The sequence below is a fragment of the Blautia sp. AM28-27 genome, from assembly GCF_003480905.1.
Taxonomy (GTDB): Bacteria; Bacillota; Clostridia; order Lachnospirales; family Lachnospiraceae; genus Fusicatenibacter; species Fusicatenibacter saccharivorans.
Genome location: NZ_QUJK01000008.1, coordinates 11,523 through 29,226, shown reverse-complemented (window position 1 = coordinate 29,226; position 17,704 = coordinate 11,523). Strand labels below are relative to the sequence as shown.

At 51.7% G+C, this 17,704-nt stretch carries 11 protein-coding genes; 10 read left to right on the top strand and 1 reads right to left on the bottom strand.

The window, feature by feature from the left end; translation table 11 throughout:
- Window positions 1–135 precede the first annotated feature (135 nt).
- The 6 genes from DW743_RS11455 to DW743_RS11430 all read left to right on the top strand — a co-directional run bounded on the left by DW743_RS11455 (window position 136) and on the right by DW743_RS11430 (window position 6,295).
- Window positions 136–1,887 carry a peptide ABC transporter substrate-binding protein gene (locus DW743_RS11455; RefSeq protein ID WP_117761638.1) on the top strand — a complete coding sequence of 584 codons (1,752 nt, stop codon included), beginning with the start codon at window positions 136–138 and terminating at the stop codon, window positions 1,885–1,887.
- A 115-nt stretch (window positions 1,888–2,002) separates the two neighbouring features.
- Window positions 2,003–2,959, top strand: a complete 957-nt coding sequence (locus DW743_RS11450) for an ABC transporter permease (RefSeq protein WP_022462669.1) — start codon at window positions 2,003–2,005, stop codon at window positions 2,957–2,959.
- Between the two features lie 10 nt (window positions 2,960–2,969).
- The gene (locus tag DW743_RS11445) at window positions 2,970–3,887 is read left to right on the top strand and encodes an ABC transporter permease (RefSeq protein WP_022462668.1); all 918 of its coding nucleotides are present in this window, start codon (window positions 2,970–2,972) and stop codon (window positions 3,885–3,887) included.
- 18 nt (window positions 3,888–3,905) lie between these two features.
- A complete protein-coding gene (locus tag DW743_RS11440; protein WP_117761639.1) occupies window positions 3,906–4,937 on the top strand; it encodes an ABC transporter ATP-binding protein in 1,032 nt (343 codons plus the stop codon).
- On the top strand, window positions 4,937–5,938 hold the full coding sequence (locus DW743_RS11435) for an ABC transporter ATP-binding protein (protein ID WP_022462666.1): 1,002 nt from the start codon (window positions 4,937–4,939) through the stop codon (window positions 5,936–5,938). Before DW743_RS11440 ends, DW743_RS11435 begins: the two co-directional genes overlap by 1 nt.
- 3 nt (window positions 5,939–5,941) lie before the next feature.
- Window positions 5,942–6,295, top strand: coding sequence for a hypothetical protein (locus DW743_RS11430; protein WP_055219923.1), 354 nt, complete (start codon window positions 5,942–5,944; stop codon window positions 6,293–6,295).
- An 81-nt stretch (window positions 6,296–6,376) separates the two neighbouring features.
- Here the strand turns inward: DW743_RS11430 and DW743_RS11425 are convergent, their stop codons facing one another.
- Entirely contained in the window at window positions 6,377–6,964 is a 588-nt protein-coding gene (locus DW743_RS11425) for an AAA family ATPase (RefSeq protein WP_022462664.1), read from the bottom strand.
- 167 nt (window positions 6,965–7,131) lie between these two features.
- On the opposite strand from DW743_RS11425, the gene ispG reads away from it, so the two are divergent.
- The 4 genes from ispG (at window position 7,132) to DW743_RS11405 (ending at window position 17,703) form a co-directional block, all read left to right on the top strand.
- Window positions 7,132–8,187 (top strand): flavodoxin-dependent (E)-4-hydroxy-3-methylbut-2-enyl-diphosphate synthase, encoded by a 1,056-nt coding sequence (ispG, locus tag DW743_RS11420; RefSeq protein WP_117761640.1) that lies wholly within the window; start codon window positions 7,132–7,134, stop codon window positions 8,185–8,187.
- A 20-nt stretch (window positions 8,188–8,207) separates the two neighbouring features.
- Entirely contained in the window at window positions 8,208–12,797 is a 4,590-nt protein-coding gene (locus DW743_RS11415) for a PolC-type DNA polymerase III (RefSeq protein WP_022462662.1), read from the top strand.
- Window positions 12,798–12,898: 101 nt separating this feature from the next.
- Window positions 12,899–16,474, top strand: a complete 3,576-nt coding sequence (locus DW743_RS11410; protein ID WP_147345105.1) for a DUF5717 family protein — start codon at window positions 12,899–12,901, stop codon at window positions 16,472–16,474.
- Entirely contained in the window at window positions 16,456–17,703 is a 1,248-nt protein-coding gene (locus tag DW743_RS11405; RefSeq protein ID WP_117761642.1) for a DUF5716 family protein, read from the top strand. The genes DW743_RS11410 and DW743_RS11405 overlap by 19 nt, the downstream gene beginning before the upstream one ends.
- Window position 17,704 lies beyond the last annotated feature (1 nt).

Below are 17,704 nucleotides of genomic sequence, written 5' to 3'. Positions count from 1 at the left end.
AAACAAGGTATTATTTCGTGCTATTGTCCGAATAAGAGAAAAAATTCAGGATAATTATATGAAAAACAATGGCCCGTGTGCAGACATAGCCGGATCAGCCGGGGAGGGTCTGCGGAAAACAAAGGAGGAACACCAATGAGAAAAAGAAACAAAGTCGTTTCTCTGCTTTTGGCAGGATGCATGGCAGCCGGTCTTCTGGCCGGATGCGGAAGCAGCGGAGAGGCACAGGTAGCAACTGCTGACAATGCTACAGCGGCATCAACCAGTACTGGAGCAGCGGATTCAGCAGCACCGGAGACTGCAGGTGAAGTGGACGGACAGATCAATCTTCGCGCGGTATCCTTTGGAAACAATTTCGATGTGCAGGATATGGGATGGCGCTGGATGATGGCGGAGTGCTATGAAGGACTGATGCGTGACGTGGCAGATGAAAACGGAGACCGTTTCGAGTATGCCGGTGCAGAATCCATGGACGTATCCGATGACGGACTGGTTTATACCTTCCATCTGAGAAAGGATGCAAAATGGTCCGACGGACAGCCGGTTACCGCAGCAGATTATGAGTACGGCTGGAAACGTCTGTTAAATCCGGAATACGGATATTCCTATTCTTTCTTCCTGTTCAACGTAGTAGGAGCAGAGGAGTATTATAACGGACAGGGTTCTGCCGATGAGATCGGAATCAAAGCAGTTGACGATTACACCTTCGAGGTTACCTTAAAGGTAGCGGATCCGACCTTCCAGTCCAAGCTGGTAGCAACTCCGCTTTACCCGACCCGTCAGGATGTCGCAGAGGCAGCCGGAGACCAGTGGGGAAAAGACTGGACAAAATGTGTCTACAACGGACCGTTTGCCATGACAAACCTGGTAGAAAATAACTCCATGACATGGGTGAAGAATGACCAGTACTGGGATAAGGACAACGTAAAACTGAATCAGGTAAACTGGTACTGTGTAGCAGAGAACGCAACAGCAGCAACCATGTTCGATAACGGACAGCTGGACGTTTTCGATGCAGCAGGCGATTACATTGCAAAATATGACAAAGAAGTAGAAGCAGGCAATATGCAGACCATGACCACCGAGTACCCGGGAACTATGGTTCTGTGCTACGAGCAGTCTGAGGGCGGAAAATCCGGTCTGATGAAAAACGTAAACATCCGCAAGGCAATTTCCTACTCCATCAACCGTGAGGAGATGGTATCAGCTGTTTACGGAAGATACACCGCAGCTTACGGCTTCGTTTCCCCGGCGATCACGCTCGACGGAACTTCCTACCGCAAGCAGGCGTCGGAGACCATGAAAGAGGAATATGAGCAGTATGCAGGAGATGCAGACAAGTTAAAAGCACTGTTCCAGAAAGGCCTTGATGAGCTTGGTATCACCGACAAACCGGAAGACATCACCATTACACTGCTGTCCCAGGGTTCTGCTACCGAGAATCAGCTCGAGAGAGAGTACCTGCAGCAGTCCATTTCCCAGAATCTGGGCGTAAAGGTAGAGCTGAACACCGTTGGCGATTACCAGATGTTTGCAAACGAGCGCGATAACAAGAACTACGATATCTTTGTAGGCGGATGGTTCAGCGATTACAACGATCCGCTGGATTTCCTGAACGTCATGAAGACAGGCGTTTATGATTCCTACGGCCTCTATAGCAACAGCGAGTACGACAGCCTGATCGATTCTCTGACCGGAGAGAACGACAACGCAAAACGCCTTGAGATTTACCAGAAGCTGGAAGATCTGCTGGTTGCACAGGATTGTGGTGTTGCACCGCTGTACTACTCTGATAAACATTACTATTATCAGAACTGGGTAAAAGATTTCTACACATCCTCCTTCGGCGCAAGCCAGGAGCTTTACAGAGCATCTGTACAGAAATAAAAAAGCAGCAAAACAGAAGAAATGAGGGAAGAAGGGCTTATGAAACAATAGGCTCTTCTTTCGCTATCATAATAAAAATTCCGGTCGGAAAAGACCGGACAGGGAGAGGATTTTTATGCCAAAATATTTACTGCGCCGTTTTGCAGAAATGCTGATCACACTGTTTCTGATTGCAACGGCCACGTTTTTCCTTCTGGAAGCGGTTCCGGGAGATCCGCTGACGGAGCGTGCGAGCAAGCTCTCGCCGACCGTAAAGGAAAACCTCTATAAGCGCTACGGCCTCGACAAGCCGATGATGGAGCGCTATGTGATCACAATGAAGGGAATCTGCAAGGGAGAGTTCGGGGAATCTGTTGTCTATGCGGGACAGACGGTACAGAAGCTGATTCATGACCGTCTTCCGGTATCCGCCCGCCTTGGTATCCAGCAGGTGCTGGTCGGTATCACGATCGGTCTGCTGCTTGGAATTCTTGCGGCAATGAGGAGGGGAAGCTTCTGGGACTATATGGTGATCGCCCTGTCGGTCCTCTTGATTTCCATTCCGAACCTGATCTTTGGTCTGATGCTTCAGAAAATTTTCGCAGGTAACCTGAAGGTTCTGCCGACGATCGGCTGGCCTGCGGGAAAGGATCTGTGGTTCGGAGGATGGGAATACACGATTCTTCCGACCCTGACAGGATGCTTTTCTTATATTGCAACGTATGCGCGTCTGCTGAAAACCTCGATGCTCGATGTGATCAATCAGGATTACGTGCTGACTGCTGAATCGAAGGGCTTAAGCCGCGGACAGATTATCCGCCGCCATATCCTTCGGAACTCGTTTATCCCGGTTATCACACAGCTTCCGATGTCGGTTGCCATGTGTATCACAGGCTCCTTCTTCATCGAGAGCATCTTTTCCATCCCGGGAATCGGACAGTATTATGTGACGGCGGTCAATAACCAGGATCTTTCCATTATCATGGGAGAGACGGTTATTATCGCAGCACTTTACATCGGTGTTCTCTTTATCACGGACCTGCTGTACGTGGTCGTTGACCCGAGAATCAGTCTGACAGGAAAGAGCAGATAAGGAGGATATTATGGCAGCATTAACACCGGAAAAATTTAAAGTAATAGGATACACCGAGGAAGATGCGAACCGGATTGACCGCCCGACCATTTCCTACTGGCAGGACGCCTGGAGACGGCTCCGCAAAAATCCGATCGCAATGGGATCTCTTGTTGTGCTCGGCATTCTGCTTGTCATGGTCATCATCGGACCGCATATCAAAGGATATGATTATGTATCCATGAATATCGCCGAGAAAAACCAGGGCGTATCGTCAAAATACTGGTTTGGAACCGACAACCTGGGACGTGACCTCTTCTCAAGAGTCTGGGTCGGCGCGCGGGCATCACTGATCATCGCGATCGTTGCAACGGCAATCAAACTCATCATCGGAACGGTATATGGCGCGCTGATGGCACATTTCGGCGGCTGGGTCGATGAGGTTCTGATGCGGATCATCGAGGTTATCAACTCGATTCCGTCTCTGCTTCTTACGATTCTGATCATGATGATTCTTGGAAATAACCTGTTTGCACTTCTGGTCGCGCTTAGTGTCACCGCATGGTGTAACACGGCACGTCAGGTGCGCGGTATGATCAAACAGCTCCGTGAGACGGAATACGTTTACGCGGCGGAGGTGCTCGGTGCAAAACCGCTCCGCATCATCTTAAAACACTATGTACCGAATATGCTGGGTATCCTGATTCTGGATACGGCGACGGCAATCCCGATGTTTATTTTTACGGAGGCAGGTCTTAGCTTCCTCGGCATCGGCCTCAAGGCACCATCGATCAGCCTTGGTGTCCTGATTTCGATGGGACAGCAGAACATGGATTTCTATCCGTCACAGCTTCTGTTCCCATGTCTCGTGCTCTGTATCATCGTTATGGCATTCAACCTTCTGGGAGACGGCCTTCGCGATGCCCTTGATCCGAGACTTCGCCAGTAATAAGTGGGAGATAACGATATGAACGAACAAAACAATCCGATTCTGGAAGTAAAAAACTTAAGAGTCTCTTATCACACCTATGCCGGTGAAGTAAAGGCAGTCCGCGGTGTACAGTTTTCTCTCGAGAAAGGTCAGGCGCTCGCAATTGTGGGCGAATCCGGCTGCGGAAAATCTGTAACGGCGAAATCCATCATGGGCCTCATCAAGGCCCCGCAGGGTGAGATTAAAGAGAACAGTGAAATTCTCTATCATGGAGAGAATATTCTGAAATACAACAAAAAACAGTGGCAGCATTACAAAGGCGGCGAGTGTGCAATCGTTTTCCAGGATGCGCTGGCTTCCTTAAATCCGACGATGCGTGTCGGAAAACAGATTATGGAAAATCTGATGGGCCACAAAAACATGACAAAACAGGAAGCGGCAAAGGAGGCTGTCGAGATGCTGCGCATGGTCGGCATCCCGGAGCCGGAAAAACGTGTCAGACAGTATCCGCACGAATTTTCCGGCGGTATGCGTCAGCGTGTTATGATCGCGATTGCATTTGCCTGTGATCCGAAAATTCTGATCTGTGACGAGCCGACGACCGCGCTCGATGTGACAATTCAGGGACAGATTCTCGATATTATCAAGAATCTGCAGAAGAAAAATCAGACATCCGTCATCATGATCACACATGATCTCGGTGTTGTGGCAAATATCGCACAGAAGATTGCTGTCATGTATTCCGGCATCATCGTGGAGAGCGGAACGTGTGAGGACATTTTCTATCGTCCGCGTCACCCGTATACCTGGGCGCTGATCCGTTCCGTACCGCGTCTGGATCTGAAAAACAAGCAGGAACTCGCGACAATTCCGGGAACTCCGCCGGATCTTTTAAACCCGCCGGTCGGATGTCCGTTCTGCACGCGGTGCAGCTACTGTATGCCGATCTGTAAGGAAGAGATGCCGGAGGTAACGGAATTCGGCGGCGAGCATAAGGCTGCCTGCTGGCTCCATCACCCGATGGCACCAAAAGTAGAAATGCCAAATCTGGAAGGAGGAGAACTGTAATGGAAAATAACGAAAAAGAAGTGCTTTTTTCCGTTTCCCATCTGAAAAAATATTTTCAGGTCGGAAACCATGCGACCTTAAAGGCCGTGGATGATGTCTCCTTCGAAATTTACAAGGGTGAGACACTTGGAATGGTTGGCGAGTCCGGATGTGGAAAGACGACGTGCGGCCGTACCTGCATCGGCCTGTATGACAAGACCGACGGACAGGTGCTCTACAAGGGAACCGATGTCCATGCATTAAACGGAAAAGAGCGGTTTGCCTTCAAAAAACAGGTGCAGATGGTGTTCCAGGATCCGTATGGATCGCTCGACCCGCGTATGACCGTTGCCGATATCATCGGTGAGGGAATCGATATCCATCATCTTGCGAAGAATAAAAAAGAGCGCCAGGAGATGATCTACAAATATCTGGAGCTGGTCGGACTGAACCGCGAGCATGCGAACCGTTTCGTGCACGAGTTTTCCGGCGGACAGCGCCAGCGAATCGGTATCGCGCGTGCGCTTGCCGTGCAGCCGGAGTTCATCGTTCTCGATGAGCCGATCTCCGCACTCGACGTTTCGATTCAGGCGCAGATCGTCAACCTGCTTGTGGACTTACAGAAGAAGATGGGTCTGACCTATCTTTTCGTTGCGCATGATCTGTCGATGGTCAAACATATTTCCGACCGTGTGGCGGTTCTGTATCTGGGAACGCTCGTCGAGCTGACGACATCCGAGGAGCTGTACGCCAACCCGCGCCACCCGTACACACAGGCACTGCTCTCCGCGATTCCGATTCCGGACCCGAAAGTAGAGGCAGAGCGCGACCGCAAAAAAATCCGCCTCGAAGGCGAGGTGCCGAGCCCGATCAACACGAAGCCGGGCTGCAAATTCCAGGGAAGATGCAAGTACGCAAAGGACATCTGCCGACAGCAGATGCCGGAATTAAAAGACGTGGGCAACAATCACTTTGTGGCATGTCATTTCTGCGATGCGTTAGAAGAAAATAAGGAATTATAAAACATGGAAAAGATAAAGAACATCTGCCGTGATCTCGGCAAAGCATTTACAATCGGCCTGCTCTCCGGCGGCGCTGCGGCAGCTGTGCTGCTGCTGGGAGGATTCCTCTTTGGGGGATTCACGTTCCGCGCTGCCCTTGAGGCGGCGAAAGACGGCCTGCTGCTGATCGCGGCCCTCGGCATGTTCGTGATCGCTGGAATGCTGATGGTAAAAGGCAAAAACCCGGAGAAATTCACGCAGAAGGAAAAATGGCGCGTCCACTTTGCCGTGCTCGGATATAAGAGTGTGTTCGCAGTTCTCTGCGTTTCCTGGGTGCTGTGGGCGGCAGCGGCGGATTATCTTTTGTATCGGATGTGAAAATAGTTTCTATAAATAAAAAGAGAATTTTGCAGACTGTAAAAATGAGGTCCGGCAAAATTCTCTTTTTTCGTTTAGTCGTTATTCGTCTTCGAGACGGGAGATAACCATCTCCATGGATTTCTGATATTCTTCATCCGAAGAATTGTAGAACAGCATCAGATCGAGGCAGCTGCTCATTTTCTTCAGTGCTTCCGGGATGGAGTAGTCGATCGTTTTCACATATTCATCCCAGTGCTCCAGCTTCCACGTATCGCGCACGGAGTTGCGGTCGATCATGCGCTGGTGGCAGATCTCCGGTTTTGTGACAACCCAGATCACAACAAGCTTTGCCCCATGGTCAGCGAGCTTTTTGGAGAAGTCTTTCAGGAACTTCTCATCATGCACTTCGCGTGTGAATGGTGCGTTGATCAGCACAATATTGTCATACTCGAGTGCTTCCAGTCCGAAATTGACCGTTACTTCATATTCATAATCGCGGATATTCTCCTCGAAGAAATCAGAACTGCGGTTGATTTCCTGTCCGCCCGCTTTGAAAACGCGGTTCGACAGCGGAATGACCGTATCCTTGTCGAGATAAACAACGTGTTTCAGCTCCTTGGCGAGCTGTTTTGAAATGTATGTCTTTCCGCACGCCGGCGGCGAGGTTACGAGGATCATCTTTTTCATCGTTTGTATGTCTTCCTTTCCAGTTGAATAAAAAAAATCACTCCTAGCATTATAGAAAATTTGGGAAAAAATTGCAAGAGAAAAGATGGTTGTGCCGGAGAAAAAATTGTCTTATAATAAAATAAGATTTTTATGCCATCACGGAGAAAATAAATGGAGGAAAGACAATGAGCAGAGCAAATACACGAGTTGTGAAAATCGGCGACCGGGTCATCGGAGGCGGAAATCCGATTCTGATCCAGTCTATGACGAATACCAAAACAGAAGATGTGGAGGCAACCGTAAAGCAGATCCAGGCGCTCACGGAAGCCGGATGTGACATTATCCGATGCGCCGTCCCGACCATGGAGGCAGCCAAGGCGCTGTCCGAGATCAAAAAGCAGATCTCGATTCCGCTTGTAGCAGATATTCATTTTGACTATCGATTGGCGATCGCCGCGATCGAAAACGGAGCCGATAAAATCCGCATCAACCCGGGCAACATCGGCAGCCGCGACCGGATCCAGGCGGTTGTAGATGCAGCAAAAGAACGCCAGATTCCGATCCGCGTCGGCGTCAACAGCGGTTCACTCGAAAAAGAGCTGGTGGAAAAATACAACGGCGTAACGGCAGAGGGCCTGGTGGAGAGCGCGCTCGACAAAGTGCGGATCATTGAGGAGATGGACTATGACAATCTCGTCATCAGTATCAAATCGTCTGATGTGATGATGTGTGCAAAAGCGCATGAGCTGATCACGAACCAGACGGATCATCCGCTTCATGTCGGCATTACGGAGGCAGGAACGCTGTATTCCGGCAACATCAAATCGGCAGTGGGGCTCGGTATTATTTTATATCAGGGCATCGGAGATACGATCCGTGTTTCCCTGACCGGCGATCCGCTCGAGGAAATCAAATCCGCAAAACGGATCTTAAAGACCCTGGGACTTCGAAAAGGCGGCATTGAGGTCGTATCGTGTCCGACCTGCGGACGGACCCAGATTGACCTGATCGGACTGGCAAACCAGGTGGAAACACTGGTGCAGGGCTACGATCTTGATATCAAGGTTGCCGTCATGGGCTGCGTGGTCAACGGACCGGGCGAGGCAAAAGAGGCGGATCTTGGTGTTGCAGGCGGAAAAGGCGTCGGCATTTTAATTAAAAAAGGTGAAATCGTGAAAAAAGTACCGGAGAGCGAGCTGCTGTCCGTCTTAAAGGACGAGCTGGATCACTGGGGCAAGTAAAAAAGAAAGCAGGAATAGGAATGGAAAAACAGTTTCAGGAAGTATTTCCGGATTTGAGAATCGAAGGGGGCATGGCAGAGCTTCTCGATACCGTGGAGGTTTCGCGGGTATCGATCAATAAGAAAAAAGATCTGCTGCGGATCTATGTGGTCAGCCATCAGTGGATTCACAAAAAATATATTTATCAGCTGGAGCGCCAGATCGAGGAGCAGCTCTTTTCCAACGTGCCGCTGCGCGTGAAGATTATTGAGCGGTTCTATCTGTCGCGCCAGTATACGCCGGAAAACTTTCTGGAGGTGTACCGTCCGAGTATCCTGCTCGAGCTGAAAAACCACAGTGTCTTTCTGAATCATCTGTTTTCGACTGCCGAGATTACCTTCCCGGAGACGAACAAAATGCACCTGGTGCTCGTGGATTCCGTTGTGGCAAAGGAGCGCGAGGAGGAGCTGGTCCACATTCTCGAGAAAATCTTCTGTGAGCGGTGCGGCTTCGACCTGATCGTGGAAACCGAGATGAGAAAGCCGGAGGGCGAGAGCCGCGCCATGAGAAATTCCGAGCTCCGCATCCGGGAGGAAGTGCGCCACGTTCTGGCGCATACCCATTACGGTGAGATGCTCGGCGAAAAAGAGCAGAACCGGATGGAAGAGCAGGCGGAAGCAGCAGGCGAACAGCCAAAAGCAGCCGCAGCAGCCAAGGGCGGCGAGGCGAAAAAAGAAAAAGCAGCAGACGGCGGAAGGGGAAAAGGTTTTTCCGGCGGCGGACGCGGTTCCTTCAAGAAAGGCAAGGGCAGTTTCAGCCGGAATGCGGACAATCAGCCGCGCAAATCCTCCAATCCGGATGTGCTGTACGGAAGAGATTTCGAGGATGAGAGCGTGGAGATTCTGAAAATCGGCGATGAGATCGGTGATGTTGTCATCCGAGGAAGAGTCCAGAGTGTGGATATGCGCGAGATCCGGAATGAGCGTACGATTTTCATGTTCACGATCACCGACTTTACGGATACCATCGGCGTCAAGATTTTCGTCCAGAACGCGGAAGTGCCGGAATTAAAGGATGCGATCAAAAAAGGCGCGTTCATTAAAGTAAAAGGAAAAACGACGGTTGATGCATTTGACCACGATCTGACGGTTATGTCTGTCTGGGGCATCAAGAAGATCACCGATTTCCGTACCGGCCGTCAGGATACGAGTCCGGTGAAGCGTGTGGAGCTGCACTGTCATACAAAGATGAGCGATATGGACGGTGTCACCGATGCTGCCCGTCTGGTACAGCGTGCCTACGAGTGGGGCCATCCGGCGATCGCGATCACTGACCACGGCGTGGTGCAGTCATTCCCGGAGGCAAACCATGCGATCGAGGCGATCGACGGCGCTTACCGGAAAAAATACCAGGCAGAGCACCCGGATGCGACAAAAGATGAGCTGAAAAAAGTTTCGGCTCCGTTCAAGGTCATCTACGGCATGGAGGCTTATCTCGTCGACGACTTGAAAGATATCGTTGTCAACAGCAAAGGACAGGACATCCACGGAAGCTACGTTGTGTTTGATATCGAGACGACGGGATTTTCCCCGGTTGTCAACAAAATCATTGAGATCGGTGCCGTCCGTGTGGAAAACGGAGCGATTGTCGATAAGTTTTCCACCTTCGTCAACCCGAAAGTCCCGATCCCGTTCCGGATTGAGAACCTGACCGGCATCAACGACAACATGGTTCTTGACGCGCCGGACATCGAAACGGTGCTGCCGAAATTCCTGGAGTTCAGTGAGGGAGCCGTTATGGTTGCCCACAATGCTTCGTTTGATATGAGCTTTATCGAGCACAACTGCGTCCTGCAGGGGATCGAGCGGGAATTTACAACGGCGGACACCGTCGCCATGGCGCGTTTCCTGCTGCCGGGCCTCAACCGTTTCAAGCTGGATACCGTTGCGAAGGCGGTCGGCGTATCGTTGGAAAACCATCACCGTGCGGTGGACGATGCCGGCTGTACGGCGGAAATTTTCGTGAAATTCGTAAAAATGCTGGAGGAGCGCAATATTCTGACTCTGGATGACCTGAATGCGCAGGGAAAAGTATCGGAGGAGGCTGTGCGCAAGCTTCCATCGTACCATGCGATCATTCTGGCAAAGAACGAGACGGGACGTGTCAATCTGTACCGCCTCGTGTCAGAATCCCACCTGAAATACTACAACCGCCGGCCGAAGCTGCCAAAGAGCGTCTACCTGAAATACCAGGACGGTCTGATGATCGGATCTGCCTGCGAGGCGGGCGAACTCTACCAGGCAATCCTGCGCGGTGAACCGGATGCGGCGATTGCGCGTCTTGTGGACTTCTACGATTATCTGGAAATCCAGCCGATCGGCAACAACGCGTTCATGATCAAAAAAGAGGACGTTTCTGCCGTAGAGAGCGAGGAGGATTTAAAGGAGATCAACAGGCGCATTGTTAAACTCGGCGAGCAGTTCCATAAGCCTGTTGTGGCAACGTGCGACGTCCACTTCATGGATCCGCAGGACGAGATCTACCGCCGCATCATCATGACCGGAAAAGGTTTTGACGACGCGGATGAGCAGGCACCGCTGTTCCTGCGCACCACCGAGGAGATGCTTGAAGAGTTTTCGTATCTCGGAAGTGAGAAAGCGGAGGAGGTCGTCATCACCAATCCGCGCAAAATCTCCGACCTTGTCGAGAAAATCTCCCCGATCCGTGCCGGAAAATTCCCGCCGGTCATCGAAGATTCCGACAAGACACTGCGTAGAATCTGCTACGACCGCGCGCATGAAATCTACGGCGAGGAGCTGCCGGAGATCGTTTCCGCGCGCCTCGAACGGGAGCTGAACTCCATTATTTCCAACGGATATGCCGTTATGTACATCATCGCACAGAAACTAGTGTGGAAGTCGAACGAGGACGGCTACCTCGTAGGATCGCGTGGTTCCGTCGGTTCCTCGTTCGTTGCGACGATGGCGGGAATCACGGAGGTAAACCCGTTGAGCCCGCATTACTACTGTGAGTCGTGCCATTACAGCGAGTTCGATTCGCCGCGCGTCAAAGAGTACGTCGGCCGTGCCGGATGCGATATGCCGGACGCCGTCTGCCCGAACTGCGGCAAGCCGCTGAAAAAAGCCGGATTTGACATTCCGTTCGAGACGTTCCTTGGATTCAAGGGAAACAAAGAGCCGGATATCGACCTGAACTTCTCCGGTGATTACCAGAGTAAGGCGCACAAATACACAGAGGTTATTTTCGGCGCCGGTCAGACGTTCCGTGCGGGAACCATCGGTACGCTGGCGGATAAAACAGCGTTTGGTTACGTGAAGAACTATTACGAAGAGCGCGGCCAGCACAAACGGAACTGCGAGATCGACCGGATCGTGGAAGGATGCACCGGCATCCGCCGTACCACCGGCCAGCACCCGGGCGGTATCATCGTTCTGCCGTTCGGTGAGGACATCAACTCCTTCACCCCGGTGCAGCATCCGGCGAACGATATGACAACCGACATTATTACGACCCATTTCGATTACCACTCCATTGATGCCAACCTCTTAAAGCTCGACATTCTCGGACACGATGATCCGACCATGATCCGTATGCTCGAGGATATCACGCACCTTGATGCGCAGACGATTCCGCTCGATAACCCGGAGGTCATGTCGCTGTTCAAGAGCACCGAGGCGCTCGGCATCAAGCCGGAGGACATCGGCGGCTGCCCGCTTGGATGTCTTGGCGTGCCGGAGTTCGGTACCGATTTCGTTATCCAGATGCTTCTGGACACGAAGCCGCAGTCGTTCTCTGACCTGATCCGTATCTCTGGTCTGTCGCACGGAACCGACGTATGGCTCGGCAATGCGCAGACATTGATCGAGGAGGGCAAGGCGACGATTTCCACCGCCATCTGTACCCGGGACGATATCATGATCTACCTGATCGACAAGGGACTCGAAAGTGAGCTTTCCTTTACGATCATGGAGAGTGTGCGAAAAGGAAAGGGCTTAAAACCGGAGTGGGAAGAGGAGATGAAGGCACATGACGTGCCGGACTGGTACATCTGGTCATGTAAAAAGATCAAGTACATGTTCCCGAAAGCCCACGCGGCGGCGTACGTCATGATGGCGTACCGCATCGCTTACTATAAAATTTTCTATCCGCTGGCGTACTATGCGGCGTACTTCTCCATTCGTGCGTCCGCATTCTCCTACGAGCTCATGTGCATGGGACGCGACCGGCTGGAATATTATATGAAAGATTACGAAAAACGGAAAGACACGCTGACTCAGAAGGAGCAGGCAACCGTCAAGGATATGAAGATTGTCCAGGAAATGTACGCCCGCGGCTTCGATTTCGTGCCGGTGGACCTCTATAAGGCACAGGCGCACCGCTTCCAGGTCTACGATGACAAACATCTGATGCCGGCGCTCGACTCGATCGAGGGTCTGGGCGACAAGGCGGCCGACGCCGTTGTCCTTGCGGCACGAAACGGAAAATTCCTCTCGAAAGATGATTTCCGCGACCGCACCAAGGTCAGCAAGACGATTATCGACTTTATGGCGGACCTCGGTGTCTTCGGAGATCTGCCCGAAAGCAACCAGTTTTCGCTGTTCGACTATTAAAAGGAGCGTCCCCTTTCCGTTGCAATCCCGTGCGTCTTGGGGTATAATCAGACGTTGTGGAAAAGAACGAAAATGATTTAGATAAAATAAGGTGAAAAACATTGAGAAGAAGATTGGAACAACTGCTGAACGGCAGATTTGAATATGAGGTTCCCCATCTGCTGCTGTCCGAGACGGAGGTGGCCCTGACGCTGGACGAGGGGCAGAATTTCCGCGGAGAGCTGAATATCGGAGCGGAAGACGGGAGAAGAGTAAAAGGAATTGTGACCACAGATCATCAGAGAATCGTTCTGGCGAAAAATCAGTTCCAGGGAACGGCGAGTACGATTGAGTACGGCGTGGATACCAGCGGATTAAAAGCAGGCGATGAAATCTGTGGAAACATCACCGTCAGCAGCAATCTGGAGGAACGCTGCGTGCGGGTACACGTCTCGATTGCGGGAAAGACAATGAACATTTCCGGGCAGGAGATTCATTCCCTGGCAGATTTTGTGCATCTGGCAAGCCATGATTTCGGCGCAGCGTACCGCTTCTTTGTAAAAAAAGAGTTTGCACGTCTTCTTCAGAAAGAGGCACCGGAGCAGATGGCACTTTATCAGGGATTGTCCCACAAGCCGGTGACATTTCAGCATCTGGAGGAATTTCTGGTTGCCCTCGGTCAGAAAGAGCCGGTGATGCTTTCGGCGGAACAGCCGGAGAAAACTGTGCTTACCGTGGACCAGCCGCGCAAGGAAACACTGTATCTGTATAAAAATACCTGGGGCTACGTCCGCATGGAAATCGAGGTGCAGGGAGACTTTCTGGAAGTGGAAAAGAAAGTCGTCACTTCAGAAGATTTCATCGGAAGCGTCTACGGTGTGGAATACATTATCCATCAGGAGAAAATCGGAAACGGCCGCCATTACGGCAGAATTACGGTGCGTCAGGGAAAACAGGAGCTTCGCTTTGAACTGGAAGTGACAAACAGCGAAAAGCATGTGACCAGCAGGAAAAATACGGAGCGCGACCGTCAGATAACTGCCATCGCGCGCGGCTATCTCGATCTGGCAGTCCATAAACGCGACTACCGTACCTGGTATCAGGACACCTGGGAGGCCATCGAGCAGTTCGAAAAAGCCGGCGGAGACATTGCGTGGGTGACGCTGGGAAAAGCATGGCTGTACGAGAGCCATGAGGAAACCGGAAAAGCAAGAGAAACGCTTTCTTACGTAAAAGAGCATCAGGAACTGCTGGACACCGCGGAGAAAAAAGGAGCGTACCTGTATCTGGCATGGAAGCTGAAAATGGAAGTGGGCCATACCGGGCTGGTATCACGCCTTGGAACACTGATGCGGCAGGAGAGTGCAAGCTATTTTCTGTTAAAGCTTGCCATTGATGCCGACGATTCCTGGCAGCAGTCGCTGACCCGTCAGCTCTACGCGATGGAACTTTGCTATGAGTGCGGGTGCAAGAGCCCGCTTCTGTATCTGGATGCGGCACAGCTCTATCTCCGCCAGGAGGGACAGCTCCGCCGGATTTCGCCGTTCACCGTTCAGGTGCTGAAATTTGCGCAGAAAGAAGGCGTTTTAAGCGGGGAACTGTTAAAACGGGCCGCTTATCTTACAGAGACGATGAAAACGTTCGATGAGAATGTCTATCAGATTCTGACTGCGGGCTATGAGCGTTTTCCATCCGATGAAGTGCTCGAAGCCATCTGCAAACTGGTGATGAAGGGCCGCCCGGTGCGGAAGGAATATTTCCCGTGGTATGCAAAAGCCGTGGAGCGGAACATCCGCATCACGCGCCTGTACGAGTACTATATCGAAACGATGGATGCGTCGTTCGACGAGGTCCTTCCGCAGGTCATCCGGATGTATTTCTCCTACAGCAACACACTGGCAGGCCAGAAGAAAGCGCTGATCTACGCCAACGTGATTAAAAACCGCGAAAAAGACCGCCATACATTCCAGAGCTACCGCCCGGCGATGGAGGTTTTCACGGCAAGACAGATCCAGAAAGGCCGCATGAACCGCGAATACGCCGCACTGTACCGGACTTTTCTGAAAAAACCGGAAGATCCCGACAGCGCAAAAGCGATCGCAAATGTGCTGTTTACCCATCATGTAACGTGTGAAAATCCGAAAATCACGCGTGTGATCGTCTGCCATCCGGCGATGGGGGGCGAAACGTCCTATCCGATGACGGAACGGGGTGCTTATATCCGTCTGTACGGCAAAAAAGCGCGGATTCTTCTCGAAGATGAGCAGCGCAGAAGATATGCGGTGACAGAAACCTGCCGCATAGAGCCATTGTTTACGGATGAAGAGCTTGCCCGTGCCTGCGGCGGTTTTGCCATTGAAAATCCGGGTCTGCTGCTGCACCTGTGCGGGGAGCAGGAAGAGGAGATGCAGCTTACCGCAGAAAATCTTGCCTGGTATCAGCAGGCAGCGCGCACGAGCGCATTTTCCAGTGCTTACCGGAAAACAGTGCGTCAGAAACTGCTGGAATACTATCTTGCCCATCCGGATGAGCGTGAGACCGAGGCAGCTGTTGCAGAGCTGGAGGACAGCGCTTACGCAAAGGTGGACCGTATTTCTACGATCGAGCTTCTGGTACGCTACGGCTGTTACAGCCGCGCCTTTGCCCTGACGGATCGGTACGGCTACGAAAAGATCCCGGTGTCGTGTCTCTTCCGTCTGGCGCATGCGATGATTCTGGAAAAAGAGTTTACAGAGGACGAGGAGCTTCTCTATCTGGCATCCTACGTGGTAAAACAGGGCATTTACGATGAAATTGTATTGTGCTATCTGAGAGATTATTTCACCGGTTCTATTGAGGATATGTGCAGTTTATGGGATAAAATCCGCGGCTTTCAGATGGAGAGCGACAAGCTGGAGGAGCGCATTCTGACCTGGTCCGTCTTTGTGCGCAGCCACCCGAAGTGGGAGCAGGAAATGCTGGAGAGCTACATCCGCCAGAGCGGAAAAGAGCATGTCATTCTGGCATACCTGACGTATCTTGCGATCGGCTATTTTATGGACGGAAAACCGCTTTCGGATCAGATGTTTGACTACTTGGACCGCGCCTGGAAACAGGGCTGGGAGCTGGACGAGATCTGCCGTTTTGCGATGCTGAAACATCTTTCCACGAAGCCGCAGCTTTCTGAGGAGGAAGAAAAAGAGGCGCATACCCTGCTTCTGGCGTTTACGAAACAGGGACTCCGCTTTGCCTTCTACAAGGATCTGCCGGAGCACCTGACCGAAGGCTTCCAGATCGGCGACCGCATGTTCATCGAGGAGCGCCAGAGAGCGGAGGCAAAGGTGACGATTCATTACCGGACAAACGCCGAAGAAACATGGAAGAGCGAACCGATGCGCAATATGTATCAGGGCATTTTTGTGAAAGAGTTTCTGCTGTTCTACGGCGAGAAAATGGAGTATTACCTGACCTTTACGAACCGTCAGGGCGAGGGAAAAACAGAGGTGAAAACCGTCTCCATGACCGGCGAACCAAAAGCAGGAAAGACGCGGTACCAGCTTCTGAATCAGATGAAAGCAGCGCGCGCGGCAGGAGATTCGGAAAAAGCAGAAGAAGCATTCCAAAAGTATCTGCAGCAGGAGGCTCTGGTTCGGAACTGTTTTGCACTTGTGGATGAAAAGAAGCAGCAGGAGGATACGACATGGAACAGAAAAATTTAATTTTAGGATTTGATTTTGGAGAGAAATATTCCCAGTTCTGCTGCTATGACAGGGGAACCCATACGGCCGTCTCCATCCCGGTAAAAGAAGGAGAAGAGGCGGTGGAATTTCCGACCGCCATTGCCAAAAAACGGAATGAGGAAACGTGGAAAACAGGACCGGATGCAGAAAAATCTGCTCACACGGAAAACGGCATCTGGCTGGACAATCTGTACGAGATCTGCATGGGATCCCGCATCTGCCAGATCGAAAACCGGGATTACACGCCGGGAGAAGTCCTTGGCACGTTCCTTCGCGAAGCACTGAAGATGATCGGCATCGAGCGCCCGGACCAGCAGATCCAGGCGATGATGATCACCACGGGCCATCTGACCCGTCCATTTGTGGAAAATGTGCGTGAAGCATACAAGATAATCGGACTTCCGCGCGGCAGAGCCTACCTGCAGGAGCATGACGAGAGCTTTTACTGCCATGTGCTGAACCAGAAGCCGGAGCTCTGGAGCCGTAAAGTCGGTCTGTTTTTCCTGAAAGATGAGGAAGCATCGTTTTCTGAACTTTCCATCAGCCGTAAAACGAAGCCGGCAACTGTGACCGTAAAACGGGGGCCAAAAGCCGCACTTTCGATCGAGCCGATGGAGCGCGACCGCGATTTCTGCCATCTGATGGGAGAAGCGATGGGGAATGAAATTTATTCCAGCGTATTTCTGGTGAGCGAGGAGTTCGACCTTGCCTGGGCCGACAACTCTCTGCGTCAGTTAAAGAAAAACCAGAGAAGAATCTTCGGCGGAACGAACCTGTTTGCACAGGGCGCCTGCTTTTCCGCGCGCGAAAAAGTGGAGGAGCGCCGCTTAAAGGGCTATCTCTTCCTCGGAAATGACCTCGTGCGCTACAACATCGGCATGGAGATGACGATCAATGGTTCTCCGGCATACTATGCGCTGATTGCAGCCGGTGTGAACTGGTATGAAGCAGAAAAAGAATGTGAGCTGATCCTCGACGGAACGGAGGAGCTGGAATTTGTTGTAAGCTCCATGGAAAGCGGAAAACGAAACCGCTATACCATGAAGCTGGACGGGCTGCCCAAACGGCCGACGAAGACAACACGGATCCGTCTGCGTCTGGAGTATGATTCTCCGGTTACGTGTCAGATCACCGCAGAGGATTTAGGTTTTGGCGATATGTTCCCGGCAAGCCACAAAATCTGGCACGAGACGATGGGGGAGGTGTAAA

Bases quoted from the DNA above. Each gene is read 5' to 3' on its own strand.
- DW743_RS11455 (WP_117761638.1), top strand. From the start codon at position 136: ATGAGAAAAAGAAACAAAGTCGTTTCTCTGCTTTTGGCAGGATGCATG.
- DW743_RS11445 (WP_022462668.1), top strand. From the start codon at position 2,970: ATGGCAGCATTAACACCGGAAAAATTTAAAGTAATAGGATACACCGAG.
- DW743_RS11435 (WP_022462666.1), top strand. From the start codon at position 4,937: ATGGAAAATAACGAAAAAGAAGTGCTTTTTTCCGTTTCCCATCTGAAA.
- DW743_RS11415 (WP_022462662.1), top strand. From the start codon at position 8,208: ATGGAAAAACAGTTTCAGGAAGTATTTCCGGATTTGAGAATCGAAGGG.
- DW743_RS11425 (WP_022462664.1), bottom strand. From the start codon at position 6,964: ATGAAAAAGATGATCCTCGTAACCTCGCCGCCGGCGTGCGGAAAGACA.
- ispG (WP_117761640.1), top strand. From the start codon at position 7,132: ATGAGCAGAGCAAATACACGAGTTGTGAAAATCGGCGACCGGGTCATC.
- DW743_RS11430 (WP_055219923.1), top strand. From the start codon at position 5,942: ATGGAAAAGATAAAGAACATCTGCCGTGATCTCGGCAAAGCATTTACA.
- DW743_RS11440 (WP_117761639.1), top strand. From the start codon at position 3,906: ATGAACGAACAAAACAATCCGATTCTGGAAGTAAAAAACTTAAGAGTC.
- DW743_RS11450 (WP_022462669.1), top strand. From the start codon at position 2,003: ATGCCAAAATATTTACTGCGCCGTTTTGCAGAAATGCTGATCACACTG.
- DW743_RS11405 (WP_117761642.1), top strand. From the start codon at position 16,456: ATGGAACAGAAAAATTTAATTTTAGGATTTGATTTTGGAGAGAAATAT.